We start from the raw sequence: 13,867 nt of genomic DNA, 5'->3' as shown, positions 1-13,867 counted from the left end.
TCAGGCCCGCACATAGCGCCGGGTCAGCCGGGCATAAGCGAAAATCATCAGCGCGCTCATGATGGCAATGACCATCGCCATGGCGAGGGCCGCCGGGCGGGCGTTAAGATCGGTATCGGTGAAAGCCTGATAGGCGAGAACGGGCAGCGCGGCAGGATAATTCTGCCCGAGCAGCGCGGGAATTTCATAGGCGCCGAAGGTAAAAGCGAAAACGATCATTGCGGCAGCCAGCAGGCCGGGACTGAGGAGCGGCAACAGGACATGGCGAAAACTCTGCCAGCGGCTTGCACCGAGGGAGCGCGCAACGGCTTCGTAGTCATGGCTGAGGCTTTGCATGTTGGCGAGCAGGATCAGGCCGATAAAGGGCACTTCCTTCCATACATATTGCAGGATAATACCGATGGCGAAGGGATCGTACACGAGGGCCGGAAAATCCGCCGGACGTGCGATCAGATGAAATTCATGGGCAAGGCGCGCAAAAAAACCGGACTGGGAGAAGAGATAGAGAATGCCGATAGCCCCGACGAGGTGCGGAACGGTGAGATTAAGGTGAAACAGAAACTGAATGACACGGCGTCCGAAGAAACTTTTTCTGAGAACAAGCGCGGCCCCCATGGCGATGACAGAGGCGATAATCGTCGAGGTAAACGCAATATGAAAAGTAAGAAGGAAGGAGTGATAAAAACGCTCTGACGTGACAATTTCGCGATAGGCATCAAAACTCCAATCATGACGTCCGATAAAGGGCATATAACCGAGACTACCCATTATGCCGAGCAGGAGGCCGCCCAGAAACAGCCCCGCTATTATCAGGACCGCAGGGGCCAGCATCAGGGATATTTTCCATCGCTCATTCATGAGCCGATCCTGCTAATGGGATAATCCGTTCCCGGCCGTTATGACAAGGGTGGTGATACTGCGCTATTTTGCAACATATTCCTGCCAGCCCGTTTCAATGGCGCTGATCCAGTCGGGGTGAAGCTCGGGCAGGGCATGACGCGCCAGTATCTCCGGCGCAATGACGGCCGGATTACGAGGCAGAGCGGCGAAATGCGTCTGTTCCTCCTGCCGCAGACGCGCGACATCAATGGCGGGCGCCGCCCCCCAGACATCGGCCTTTGCCTTTTCGAACTGCGCCTCAAAAGACAGCAGAAAATTTGCTGTCACCATGGCCGCCGCCTTGTTGGGTGAATTGTATGGAATGGCGACATAGTTGATATTGCCGATCGTCCCGTCAGCCAGGCCATAAGAGCGTGTCGTCTCGGGAAAAATGCCATTCTCCACATTAATCCCGAAAATAGCCGGATCATAGTCGAAATAGAGGGAGACCTCCTGGTTGGCGAAAAGTTGCGCGAGACTGGCGATGGAATTTGGATAGGTGGTCCCTTCCCGCCAGAGATAAGGCTTCATGTCATTCAGAATTGCCCAGGCTTTTGGCGCCACCGCATCGTATGTCGTCTGATCAAAGGGACCCAGCAGCTTTTCGACCCCGCCTGCCGCATGATAAAAGACATGGCGGATAAAGACGCTGCCGTTGAAATCACTGGCGGCCGGATAGGTGAAGCTCCCCGGATTCTGTTTCACCCAATCAATCAGCGCGGCAATGCTTTCGGGTGGGGTTTCCGTGCGCGCAATGTCATAGGCGAAGGCGAACTGCGCACGGTTCCATGGCACCTCGCAGCCGTCCACCGGCAGGCCGAAGTCATTGGCGATGGAGGGATCTGTCCAATCAACCAGTTGGTTGTTCGGTAGCAGATCCGTATATCCGCAGTACAGCAGATCCCCCTGCTTCATGGTGCGAAAGTTACCGCCGTTGATCCAGATCATGTCAACCGACCCGTTGTCATCATTCCCGGCCTGCTTTTCACCAAGGACCAGATTGACCGCTTCCGCCGTATCGCTAAGGCCGATGCGGTTAAGCGTTATGTCATAGCGTTTTTTCAATTCTCCGCCGACATAGTCTGAAACATAGGCGTTTATGTTATCGGCACCGCCCCACAGAAACCAGTTGACCGTGCCTCCCTTCGCCGCGTCGACCACTTCATCCCAGTTTTTGAACTCCGCCTCGCTGGCATGGATCGTCAGAGGATACGTCAGTATGGCAAATATGGCAAAGTGGCAGCAGTAGCGCCGGAATGTTCGGAATATGAAACGGGTGCCTGTCATGGTCTTTCGGATAGTGTGATGGAAATTCTGTTTCGCTCATCCTAGCGAATAGTGGCCGGGGCGTCCTCCCCCAATTTTTATGATGGTAACACAATTTCGAGACCTGGTTGAAATGTGAGGCAAAATTCCCATTACAGGAATTTGCTGGGCAATATCGCCGTTATTTGATTAAATCGAATATGGTGAAATGAGAGCCCAATACAGGAAATTAAGATGGTGGATCAGGGTCTGGACAGGACAGACTTTCGCATTTTACGCGAAATTCAGGAAAATGGGCGTATTTCCATGGTCGAGCTGTCCCGGCGTGTCAATTTAACCAAAACGCCCTGCGCGGAGCGGGTCAAAAGGCTGGAGAAAGCAGGCGCCATCCGGGGTTATTTTGCGGCGCTGGACCCGGTAACTGTCGATGCCGGGCATGTGGTGATGGTGCAGGTGCAGCTTTCCCGTACCACGGCGCCGGATCTTGAGGCCTTTAATGATGCCGTTCAGGATGTGCCGGAGATACAGTCCTGTATGATGATGGCAGGCGGTTTCGACTATCTTTTGAAGGTCCGGACCCGGGATATAACCTCCTATCGGGAGCTGCTGGGCAATACGATTTCCCGGCTGCCCCATGTCCTGCAAACCCATACCTATGTCGTCATGGAGGTTGTGAAGGACGAGGTAACCCTGCCCATGTCCGTGGCGTATGGGAAATAGGGCGTATGCAGAAAGCGATCCGGGGCCGCGCCCTCACTTATCGGGACAACCCCTTCACCCGGTCCGTTAGGGACTGTCTGCATTATGAGGAGGATGCCCTGCTGGTGATGGAAGCCGGGCAGATTACAGGCTTCGGTGCCGCAGATGAGATGCTCCCCACGCTCTCGCCGGAGGTGCCGATCACCCGTTATGAAGATGCCCTCATCTGTCCCGGGTTTATCGACTGCCATGTGCATTATCCGCAGACCGAAATGATCGGCGCCTATGGCAAGCAACTTATTGACTGGCTCAACAAATATACCTTCGTTACCGAACAGAAATTTGCGGATAAAGCCTATGCGCTGGCGACCGCCGAAGTCTTTTTGAAAGAATTGCTACGCGCTGGAACCACGACGGCAGGGGTTTTTTGTACGGTTCATCCGCAGTCCGTTGATGCCTTCTTTGAGACGACGGCAAAGATCAATATGCGCACTATCGCCGGAAAGCTTTTGATGGACCGACAGGCGCCTGAAGCCCTGCGGGATACGGCGCAAAGTGGCTATGATGACAGCAAGGCGCTGATGGAGAAATGGCACGGGGCGGGTCGGGCGCTTTATGCGGTGACCCCCCGTTTCGCCCCGACGAGTACAGAGGCGCAGATGGAACTTGCCGGGGCACTGTGGCGGGAATATCCGGGAAGCTATCTGCAATCGCATATTTCCGAGAATCTGTCGGAAATTGACTGGGCGATGTCCCTGTTTCCGGGTCGCAAGAGTTATGCCGATATTTATGATCACTATGGTCAGCTCGGCCCGCGCGCCATTTATGGCCATGGCGTTCATTTCACAGAGGACGACTTCCGCCTCTTCGCTGAGACAGGAACGGCGCTTGCTCATTGCCCGACGTCAAATCTGTTTTTGGGCAGTGGGCTATTCCGACTGGAGCGGGCCATGACGGGGACGCCCTCCGTTCGGACCGGCCTTGCGACCGACCTTGGCGGGGGCACGAATTTCTCGCAGCTCGTCAGTATGAATGAAGCCTACAAGACGGCCCAGCTCAATGGATTTGCGCTGAATGCCCATCAGGCCTTTTATCTGGCGACACGGGGCTCGGCCGAAGCTCTGTATCTGGAAGATAAAATCGGATCGCTTGGCGTCGGGTTCGAGGCGGATGTGATCGTGTTGGATCTGAAAGCGACGCCACTTCTCTCTTACCGCACCGGGCATGCGGAAAGTCTTGAGGAATTACTGTTCGTTCTGATGATGCTGGGGGATGATCGCGCTGTCCGGGCAACCTATGTGGCCGGGGAGAGGGTTTATGAGAGAGATGTAGAAATCGGTGGGGGAAATTTCTCCGGATTTTAAACGGCTGCAGTCAGGCAGGCAAGCGACCGCCGAGAGCAGCCGTCACTTCGTCGGCGATCATTTTGGTGATGTTGCCGAGTTCTATCATTCGTTCCCGTGAGATGCGGGCCGCCGGGCCGGATATGGAAAGCCCGGCCAGGGGTTCCGCATGTTCATCATAGATCAGCGCCGCAACGCAGCGAAGACCGATGGCATGTTCTTCGTCATCGAGGGCAAAACCGCGCTCCTTCGCCTCTGCCAGTTCGTGATGCAGCCGTTCTGGCTCGACAATTGTCTTGTCGGTCAGTTTTGCAAGGCCGCGCATTTCAATAATTCGACCGACATCTTTTTCCGGCATAGCCATCAGAATGGCCTTGCCAACGCCGGAACAATGCAGCGGGACGCTATTCCCGGGTTTGGAAAAGACCCGCATCATCTCGCGGCTTTCCACCTGTGCGAGGTAAATCGCCTTGTCGCCATCGGCAATGGCCAGATTGACCGTTTCCCCGCTCAGTTCCATCAATCGTCGCATATAGGGGCGCGCCACGGTTGACAGATCGCGCGAGACAAGGAATCCGTTTCCGGTCACAAAGGCGCGCATGGCGATCTGCCACCGACTGCTGTCCCTGTCATACTGAACGTATCGTTCTTCCTGCAACGTTGTGAGCAGCCGGTGCGCTGTGGACGGGGGCAGGGACAGCGACTTGGCAATGGCGGTCAGCGACAGGCCGGGCGGGGCGTCGGCGATTATATTCAGGATGGAGAGCGCCCGCGTCAGGGATTGTACTTGACCCGACCGCGCGACGGGTTCGCCCCGTGCCGTTGCTTTCATGACGCAATTTATCCTTCTGCGAGATTTATAAATTCCATAATATGAAAATATTTCCATTTTAGTTTATTCCTGGCGGCGGGCATGTCAATATTCGCTTAACAAATCCGGCGGACATGAGCCGCCGCAGAAAACTGATCCGGATAATGAAAGAGTTGAGATGGCTGAACATGTGATGAAAGCCGGGCTTCAAGTTGCCCCGGAAATTGCCGATCTTGTGGAAAAGGAAATCCTGCCGGGACTGGATGTTCCGGTTGAGAAACTCTGGAAGCTGCTCGCAGATATCGTGACGGAGTTTGCGCCGCGAAACCGTGCCCTGCTGGAAAAGCGTGAGAGATTGCAGGCAAAAATTGACGCATGGCATCTGGCGGCAAAAGGAAAGCCGCATGACGCGAAGGCCTATAAATCCTTCCTCGAAGAAATAGGCTATCTGGTGCCGGAGGGCCCTGCTTTTCAGGTGACGACGGTGAATGTCGATCCTGAAATTGCCGATGTGGCAGGGCCGCAGCTTGTGGTGCCGGTGATGAATGCCCGTTATGCTCTCAACGCCGCGAATGCCCGCTGGGGCAGCCTGTATGATGCGCTCTATGGCACGGATATTCTGCCGGAGACGGACGGCGCGGAAAAAGGCACGGGATATAACCCTGTACGCGGCCAGAAAGTCATCGAATATGGCTTTGGTGTACTGGACCGGGCGGCACCGCTCGCGAAAGGTAGCCATAAGGAGGTGACGGCCTACCGACTGAGTGATGGGCCGGGTGGCCGGAAGCTTGTTGCCAAACTTGCCGATGGCAGTGAGAGCACGCTTGCCGATCCGTCCCAATTTGCCGGATATCTTGGCGATGCGACTCCGACATCGGTGCTGCTGCGTAAAAACGGCCTGCATCTGGATATCCAGATTGATGCGTCCCATCCGGTTGGCAGGGATCATCCGGCCGGTGTGAAGGATATCCTGATGGAATCCGCCCTTTCCACTATTCAGGACTGCGAAGATTCGGTTGCTGCCGTCGATGCCGAGGACAAGGCGCTGGTCTATCGCAACTGGTTGGGGCTAATGAAGGGGGATCTTGAAGACAGGTTTGAGAAGGGCGGTAAGGTTGTCACCCGGACCCTGAATGGGGACAGAAGCTATCTTGATCCCGCAGGGAAAAAATTCACGCTGCATGGGCGCAGCCTGTTGCTGGTGCGCAATGTCGGGCATTTGATGACGACCGGGGCCGTGCTGGACGCCGATGGACATGAAATTCCGGAAGGCATTCTGGATGCTGTGATGACGACGGCTGCGGCGTTGCACGATCTTAAAGGTCTTGGCCGGTTTCGCAACAGCCGGGCAGGCAGCCTGTATATCGTGAAGCCGAAAATGCATGGACCGGAGGAAGTCGCCTTCACCAATGATCTTTTCGCGGCGGTTGAGGATGGCTTCGGCCTGCCGCGCAACAGCCTCAAGGTCGGGGTGATGGATGAGGAACGCCGGACGACCGTCAATCTGAAGGAATGTATCCGGGCGGTAAAAGACCGGATCTTTTTCATCAATACGGGCTTTCTTGACCGGACGGGCGATGAGATCCACACCAGCATGGAAGCAGGCCCCTTCATGCGCAAGGACGATGCGAAGGGCGAGCCGTGGATCGCTTCCTATGAAGACTGGAATGTTGACATCGGCCTTGAAGTGGGCCTGCCGGGCCATGCGCAGATCGGCAAGGGCATGTGGGCCATGCCCGATGAAATGGCCAAGATGATGACGGCGAAAGTCGGTCATCCGAAAGCGGGCGCCAATTGCGCCTGGGTTCCCTCCCCGACGGCGGCGACCCTGCATGCCCTGCATTATCATGAAGTCTCTGTGAAGGAGCGCCAGCAGGAAATCGTCTCCCGCGGGCGGGCAAGTCTGGACAGCATCCTGACGCCGCCTCTTCTGAAAGGGGAGAATCTCTCGGAGCAACAGGTGCAGGCTGAGCTTGATAATAATGCGCAGGGCATTCTGGGCTATGTGGTGCGCTGGGTTGATCAGGGCGTCGGATGCTCCAAGGTGCCGGACATCAATAATGTCGGCCTCATGGAAGACCGGGCGACCTTGCGCATCTCCAGCCAGCATATCGCGAACTGGTTACATCATGGTATTTGTAGTGAAGCACAGGTCACAGAAACCATGGAGCGTATGGCCGCTGTTGTTGACGAACAGAATGCCGGTGATCCACTGTATAGGCCAATGGCCGGGAACTTCCAAACATCAGTCGCCTTCAAGGCGGCTTGTGACCTCGTCTTCCGCGGGAGGGAGCAGCCAAGTGGCTACACCGAGCCAATCCTGCATGCGCGACGGATTGAGGCGAAGGCCCAATAATCCCGCATTTTCTTGTCTTTCCGCTATCTCTGTGGCTATAACAGGCATATCAAATAGATAACCTGTCTGTCATAGCCTGTAACAGGGGCGGTCAATATAAGATGTCGGGAGCAAAATTGAAGAACGGTCGGCAATCTGCGTCCGAAATGGAAATGACGAGCCTTGACGGAATCGTCGGGTTTCATATGCGCAAGGCGACCTTGAGGGCGCAGAGCAGCTTTGCAACCGCCGCAGGAAAAAAGCTGATGACCGGACAGTATTCCGTCATGGCAATCATTCATGAGAACCCCGGCCGGACGCAGAGCGCCATTGCGGAGGCCGCCGGTCTTGACCGTTCCTCCCTCGTGCCGATCCTGAACAAGTTCGAAAAGGACGGTCTGATCCTGCGCGCGGCGGTGGCTGGCGACAAGCGCGCCTATGCGGTGCGCCTCACCGAAAAGGGAGAGGCGGAACTCGAAGCCCTTGAAGAGAAGGTGAAAGAGATCGAGGCAAAGGTGATTGCTGGTCTCGGGGCAGAGGATCATGCGCGTTTGATTGAGCTGTTGAAGAAATTCCACGATATCATTTAAGCATCAACCAGGGCATCTGGGCCTTCGGTCAGAACGGCTCCGGCTTGCCGGATGACGAGCTGTCCTCTTGATAATGAGCGGAATTCCCCCGATTCGGCTGAACGGATCAACACTGTCTTCCATTCACTCAAAAAAAGCTGATTGCGACTTGTGAGGGATGAGGGAAGAGAGGCTATATCTTGTGGTTGTTCTTTATTTCGTATTCGCACTTTTAAGGATGTATGTTTAAAAGTGTAAAAAAACTTCTCGGAACAACCAAAACGCTAGTTCCGATGAGACCTGTTTCCTATACTTGATTTCGGAACGGAAATGGATCTGTTACAGGGATAGGGGGTAAGATGGGAATGATGTTCAGTGACATGGGCAAAACGCTTTCAGTGAAAGGCTGTTATTCAAAGCTTATCCTTTCATCCTCGGTTTTTCTGCTGACATTGCTATTGTCGGTTACTTTTTTTGTGCAGGAACGCCATCAGGACGACAAAGGGACGACGCCACCGGAAACGGCCGCGCTTCTCGATTGATCGGAAAAAACACTTCTTTAATCAAATAATCGTAACATTCTGTATTTGGCCGGATCGAACCGGTCGGTATCAAACGGAATGCGGTCAAGATGAATGTTGCGACAAGTGTGCGGGAAACCTTTCGGCTCCGCGCCAGAAATACCAACATAAATGATCTGACGCTACTGGCGACGGACTATCTCAATCATTTTAATGAAGCGCTGATGCTGGCTGAAATGGTTGCGGATATGCCGGAGATGTTGGAGGATTTTAGCGACTGGCAGCCCTGTTCCTATCTTGATCATTTTCGCCAGAGCGGTATTGCGGATCGGGAACTCGCCATTGAAGCCTATCCCTATTCGCCGCCGGAATACAGGTTGACCCTGGAGAGGATCACCCAGCAGCTTGATGATGAAATACAGGGATTGCAACAGCATTTCCGTGAGACATTAACGGCAAATGAGGCGAACTCCGAAGATGCGGCGGTCGTGGCGCGCTGTCAGACAATTCGCGGCCTGATCGACAAGGCCGGCGGGATAATAAATGGATATGTTCCGAAGGCCTCTCCAGCTCTTGTCCGAAAAGACGGGAAGGAAGGACCGCTTGATCAGGAGGCGATCAGTGCCTTGTTCGGCTAGATATTCATCTCGGCATGGCTTTTTATGGTCGGTCGCGATTGCTGTCATGGTGAGCCTGTGGAATCCACAACGCGCGCTTGCACAAGAAACCGACGGCGATTGTCTCGACATCTGGGTCAAGCCGGAAATCCAGGTTGAAGGCCTGATAGCGCCGCCGCAATTCGATAACAGCAAATCCTCTGACCAGATCGCGGAGGTTGCCCGGCAGAGCGGCTATGCGCGTTCCCTCAATCAGGCCAGCTTGCTGGGCCTGACCTATGCTTTTACGGGTCCGAATATTGCCGTTGAAACAAAATTCCGCGAGGCTCGGAACGGCAAGCGCTGCATCCGGCTGGAGCGGGTGAAATTCAGCTTCGGCGCCCGATCAACCGACGTCTATGTGGCGCGAAAATACCGGCAGGGAAGCTGCGCCTATGATGCGATCCTGAACCATGAAATGGAACATGTGCGCATTAACGAGCGGATTGTCCGCGAGTATGTTCCGAAGATTGAAAAAGAGCTGGCGGCGCGGTCTGCGGCAATCCGGCCGTTCTATACGAGTGATGTGAAGCGGGCGGGGCAATCCATCGGCAACCGGCTGCGATTTGAGCTAGACCCATTATTGGATGACTTCAATGCAGCGCGCCTTGCGGCCAATGATGCCATTGATACAACGCAGTCCTACACCGCGACATACGCCAAATGCAGTGATTGGTAAGATTCTCCCTATAAATTTGCGAATTTTTAACAGTTTGTTGATTAACTGATCAATGGTTTGCAATTGCGATTGTAAATGGCCGGGAAGTGGCCATCTAGGACAGAGAACTGAAATGATCATTGCAAATGATATCAAGAAAATGTTGAGAGCACTCGACTTCGAGGAGGATCACAGATCAACCGGTACGGCAGCGGACAGACGATATCGCCGGGCAGATGTCCAGTGGCAGGCAACTATCCGGGCGGAGCGGGGCAATGCCTGTCTGCACGAGGAAGAACGGGAAGTCTGCGGCATTATCAAGGATATTTCGGCGAATGGTGCCCGTATCGATGTGGATGGGCTGTTCTTTGAGAAGAACAACCTTCTGCTGCAGACATCACAGCTCGGCATTCTGCGTTGTGATCTGGTCTGGCGTCGTGGCAACAAGATTGGTCTGCAATTTTCGGAAGATCCGAAACAGATCCTTGCAAGGCTTCAGAAGCTCATCCCCGGTTTTGACAATCGTCCGGCCTGATGTCTGATCCGCGCTTTCAGCCTGCGGCGGTTCTGTTGTATGACCCCGAACCCTCCATGCGGCAAAGTATCAGAAGCGCGCTTTTGAACATCGGTTTTGGCGAGGTCATTGCCTCTGGCGATGAAGCGGATTTTTCCCGCAAGCTCGAACAGGAAAAGTTCGATCTGGTTATTGCCGAAACGGCAAGTGCGCAGTCCGATACCCATCATATCATTCGCGATATCCGCCACAGCAGGGTCGGTAAGGACCCCTTTGTCAATGTTGTGCTGTCGATCTGGCATACCGGGCCGGATGTGGTCAGGGATGTGATAAATGCAGGCGCGGACGATCTGATCTTGCGCCCCATGTCCCGAACCCAGATATTTACGCGCCTTCGGCATTTGATCAATGCCCGCAAACCTTTCGTTGTGACAGCGGACTATATTGGACCCGACCGGCGGGCGGCATTACGCAATCCGTCATCCCTTCCCACATTGATTGTCCCGAATTCGTTGCGTGCCAAGGTCGAGAATATGCCGGAACTGGCGGCAACACCCGAAACAATCAAGCTGGCGATGCGGGCGGTCAATGAACGGAAAATTGCGGCTTATTCCGAACATGTCCTGCGCCTTGCTTCTGCGGTTGTACTTTTATCCGGCACGGCCGGATCACCCGGCGACCGCAAGGAGGTTCTCGCCGTCATGCGGGAGCGGAATCTTGCCCTGATGGCGGCGGTAAAAGGATCGGGGTATGAGCATATCCTGTCTCTTTGTGATGCTCTGGATGGCCTGCTGACCCGATTATATGTGGAGAAAGGGGCGCTCACCGGTAAAGATCAGGATCTGGTTTCGCAACTTCCTTATGCGATCCACCGGGGGTGTCAGGAGCTGCATCATTCATCGGGTCTCGTGTTCGATATACGCGATCTTTCCAACCGCCTTCATAAGGCGGGGACCCTATCGCCCCGGCCGACAGGCGCCCGCGCCGCCATGAAAGGGAAACATTCCTTTGCCTGAGGCGTGTTTTTTTGCATTCCCTGCTTTGTTCCTGATATTAAAAGACTAATATTAAATTATGATTTGGCTAAACGGGGGGAGGGAGTGTCTGTGTCTTTCATAAATGCAAGGAAATACGCAAGCCTGTTACTCTGTTCGCTTGTGGCCTTGATTTTTATGATGGGCGTGCTCAGCGCGCAGAATATCTCGTTCCTGCGGATCGGCACCGGATCGACGGCGGGGACTTATTACCCCATCGGCACACTGATCGCATCCGTGATTTCCAGCCCGCCGGGCAGCCGCGCCTGTGAGGATGGCGGTTCCTGCGGTGTGCCGGGACTGATCGCAACGGCCCAGACAACCCATGGGTCCGTCGATAACATCAACGGGGTTTCTCATGGCCTGTTTGAGACCGCGCTCGCGCAATCGGATATCATTGCCGCCGCCTATAATGGCACCGGCATTTATGCCAAGAAAAAGCCGGTTGGAAATATCCGTGTCATCGCCAATCTGTATCCGGAGGATATTCATCTCGTCGTTCGGACGGATGCGGGTATCCGGACAGTAGCCGATCTCAAGGGCAAGCGAGTATCAATTGATTCGGAAGGATCGGGAACGCGTGTCAATGCCCTGGAAATTCTTAACGCATATGGATTGCGGCTTAAGAATATCAAGGCGGTTATGGCGGGCCCGAATAAAGCCGTCACCATGATGCTGAATGGCGAACTCGACGCATTCTTCTTTGTCGCAGGATATCCTGCCGCGGCGGTCTCGGAACTCGCTGATCTGGAGATTGTCGATCTGGTTCCGATTGGTGGAAAGGTTGTCGAGAAGCTGGTTGAAAAGACAGGATATTACAGCCTTTCGCATATACCGGCAGGCACGTATCGCAATATTGACGCCACCCCGACACTAGCCGTCAGTACCCAGTGGATAATCAGTGAGCATGCGTCGGACGAGCTGGTCTATGAACTCACCAAAGCATTGTGGAACCCGAGAAATCGCCATTTGCTTGATCGCGGCCATTCAAAAGGGTTGCTGATCCATCTCGATACGGCGCTGAAAGGCGTCACGGTTCCGCTGCATCCCGGTGCCGCATTATATTACAAACAAATCGGCCTTCTTGAACAGTAAACACGCCCGCGGACCACTTCGTGAATGAGGCGGTTCCTGCCTGCCGGATTGCAGTTGTCGCTTATCAGGGGCTTTGCTATGGTCGTGCAAAATCAAAGGAGTTTACCGTGATCCCATATGTCGCGACCCGTGCCGATACCCCCCCGAAACCGATTGTTGTTGTCGAGAAGGCAAATTTCGATAGCTGGCTTTCCGCGCAGCCGGAAATGCACAAGGGCTGGATTGCGGCGCAAGGGTTTGAAGCGACAGGGGGCAAGAGCCTCTCACTTCCCGGTTCGGCGGGCGATATTGACGCAGTCCTTTTTATTAAAGACGGGGCATGGAATATCTGGTCGCTGGCTGACCTTCCGGCGCAATTGCCGCCTGGGTTTTATACGGTGTCGGCTGATTTTTCTGAGAAAGAAGCGACGGAGGTGGCGACAGGCTGGTCGCTCGCAACTTACGTCTTTGATCGCTTCAAAAAAAGCAAGAAGGAGTTCGCCACGCTGATCCTGCCGGATGCGGCGGATGAAAATATGGTCCGCCGGACGGTGAAGGCGATCACTCTGGTGCGGGACCTGATCAACCTGCCCGCTGGCGATCTGGGCCCCTCCGGTCTGGAAGCAGCGGCCTCGCAGGTGGCAGGTGAATTTGAAGCGGAGCAGACAAATATCATTGGCGAGGATCTGCTGACCTACCACTTCCCGATGGTGCATGCGGTGGGGCGGGCGGCGGCGGATGCGCCGCGGCTCATCGACATCACATGGGGTGATAAATCCGCCCCCAAAGTAACACTGGTCGGCAAGGGGGTGTGCTTCGATACGGGCGGTCTTGATCTTAAACCCTCTTCCGCCATGCTGATGATGAAAAAGGATATGGGTGGCGCGGCAACGGTGCTGGGCCTTGCCTATATGATCATGGATGCCGGGCTGCCGGTCCGGCTGCGGGTACTGATCCCGGCGGTCGAAAATTCCGTTTCCGGCAATGCCTTCCGCCCCGGTGATATTCTGACAAGCCGGAAAGGAAAGACGGTCGAGATCGGCAATACGGATGCGGAGGGGCGTCTGATCCTTGCCGATGCCTTGGCCGCTGCCGATGAAGAGGCGCCGGAGCTGCTGATCGACATGGCCACGCTGACGGGCGCGGCGCGCGTTGCGGTGGGCACGGAAATCGCCGCGACCTTCACTGATGATGACGCCCTTTACGCCGAGATTGCCGCCCATGCAGCGGCGGAAAATGACCCTGTGTGGCGCTTGCCGTTATGGCAGGACTATCGTCATATCCTCGACAGCAAATTCGCCGACATCAACAATGCGGGATCGGGCGGCTTCGCCGGGGCGATTACGGCGGGGCTTTTCCTTAAAGAATTTGTCGATACAGCGAAAAGCTGGGTGCATTTCGATATCATGGCCTATAACAACCGGGCCCGGGCGGGCCGACCGGTTGGCGGAGAGGCGTTTGCCCTGCGCGCCCTGTTCGCCCTGATCCGGGATCGTTACGGTCGCTGA

The 13,867-nt window shown here is 55.0% G+C and carries 14 protein-coding genes; 11 read left to right on the top strand and 3 right to left on the bottom strand.

Annotated features, from left to right (window positions below):
- The gene (locus CMN55_RS07120) at nucleotides 1–858 is read right to left on the bottom strand and encodes an ABC transporter permease (protein ID WP_293948892.1); all 858 of its coding nucleotides are present in this window, start codon (nucleotides 856–858) and stop codon (nucleotides 1–3) included.
- 63 nt (nucleotides 859–921) lie between these two features.
- The gene (locus CMN55_RS07115; RefSeq protein WP_293948890.1) at nucleotides 922–2,166 is read right to left on the bottom strand and encodes an ABC transporter substrate-binding protein; all 1,245 of its coding nucleotides are present in this window, start codon (nucleotides 2,164–2,166) and stop codon (nucleotides 922–924) included.
- 228 nt (nucleotides 2,167–2,394) lie between these two features.
- On the opposite strand from CMN55_RS07115, the gene CMN55_RS07110 reads away from it, so the two are divergent.
- Nucleotides 2,395–2,865 carry an Lrp/AsnC ligand binding domain-containing protein gene (locus CMN55_RS07110; protein WP_366932005.1) on the top strand — a complete coding sequence of 157 codons (471 nt, stop codon included), beginning with the start codon at nucleotides 2,395–2,397 and terminating at the stop codon, nucleotides 2,863–2,865.
- Nucleotides 2,866–2,870: 5 nt separating this feature from the next.
- On the top strand, nucleotides 2,871–4,208 hold the full coding sequence (gene guaD / locus CMN55_RS07105; protein ID WP_293948887.1) for a guanine deaminase: 1,338 nt from the start codon (nucleotides 2,871–2,873) through the stop codon (nucleotides 4,206–4,208).
- A 10-nt stretch (nucleotides 4,209–4,218) separates the two neighbouring features.
- Here the strand turns inward: guaD and CMN55_RS07100 are convergent, their stop codons facing one another.
- Nucleotides 4,219–5,019 (bottom strand): IclR family transcriptional regulator, encoded by an 801-nt coding sequence (locus tag CMN55_RS07100; protein WP_293948885.1) that lies wholly within the window; start codon nucleotides 5,017–5,019, stop codon nucleotides 4,219–4,221.
- A gap of 157 nt (nucleotides 5,020–5,176) precedes the next feature.
- Between CMN55_RS07100 and CMN55_RS07095 the strand changes: the two genes are divergently transcribed.
- From CMN55_RS07095 to CMN55_RS07055, 9 genes are all read left to right on the top strand, one after another.
- Nucleotides 5,177–7,354, top strand: a complete 2,178-nt coding sequence (locus tag CMN55_RS07095) for a malate synthase G (RefSeq protein WP_293948883.1) — start codon at nucleotides 5,177–5,179, stop codon at nucleotides 7,352–7,354.
- 152 nt (nucleotides 7,355–7,506) lie between these two features.
- Nucleotides 7,507–7,923, top strand: coding sequence for a MarR family winged helix-turn-helix transcriptional regulator (locus CMN55_RS07090; protein ID WP_293948881.1), 417 nt, complete (start codon nucleotides 7,507–7,509; stop codon nucleotides 7,921–7,923).
- A 338-nt stretch (nucleotides 7,924–8,261) separates the two neighbouring features.
- A complete protein-coding gene (locus CMN55_RS07085) occupies nucleotides 8,262–8,444 on the top strand; it encodes a hypothetical protein (RefSeq protein WP_293948879.1) in 183 nt (60 codons plus the stop codon).
- 89 nt (nucleotides 8,445–8,533) lie between these two features.
- A complete protein-coding gene (locus tag CMN55_RS07080) occupies nucleotides 8,534–9,061 on the top strand; it encodes a hypothetical protein (protein WP_293948877.1) in 528 nt (175 codons plus the stop codon).
- Nucleotides 9,062–9,107: 46 nt separating this feature from the next.
- The gene (locus CMN55_RS07075) at nucleotides 9,108–9,758 is read left to right on the top strand and encodes a hypothetical protein (RefSeq protein WP_293948875.1); all 651 of its coding nucleotides are present in this window, start codon (nucleotides 9,108–9,110) and stop codon (nucleotides 9,756–9,758) included.
- A gap of 112 nt (nucleotides 9,759–9,870) precedes the next feature.
- Nucleotides 9,871–10,272 (top strand): PilZ domain-containing protein, encoded by a 402-nt coding sequence (locus CMN55_RS07070; RefSeq protein WP_293948874.1) that lies wholly within the window; start codon nucleotides 9,871–9,873, stop codon nucleotides 10,270–10,272.
- Nucleotides 10,273–10,307: 35 nt separating this feature from the next.
- Complete coding sequence (locus CMN55_RS07065; RefSeq protein WP_293948873.1) at nucleotides 10,308–11,267, top strand: response regulator; 960 nt, start codon at nucleotides 10,308–10,310, stop codon at nucleotides 11,265–11,267.
- A gap of 90 nt (nucleotides 11,268–11,357) precedes the next feature.
- On the top strand, nucleotides 11,358–12,380 hold the full coding sequence (locus tag CMN55_RS07060) for a TAXI family TRAP transporter solute-binding subunit (protein ID WP_293948872.1): 1,023 nt from the start codon (nucleotides 11,358–11,360) through the stop codon (nucleotides 12,378–12,380).
- A gap of 107 nt (nucleotides 12,381–12,487) precedes the next feature.
- Nucleotides 12,488–13,867, top strand: coding sequence for a leucyl aminopeptidase family protein (locus tag CMN55_RS07055; RefSeq protein ID WP_293948871.1), 1,380 nt, complete (start codon nucleotides 12,488–12,490; stop codon nucleotides 13,865–13,867).

Origin of the sequence: Sneathiella sp. (genome assembly GCF_002694385.1) — a bacterium.
Classification (GTDB): domain Bacteria; phylum Pseudomonadota; class Alphaproteobacteria; order Sneathiellales; family Sneathiellaceae; genus Sneathiella.
The sequence above is the reverse complement of the archived record's forward strand: the minus strand, read 5'-3'. Positions and strand labels throughout refer to the sequence as shown.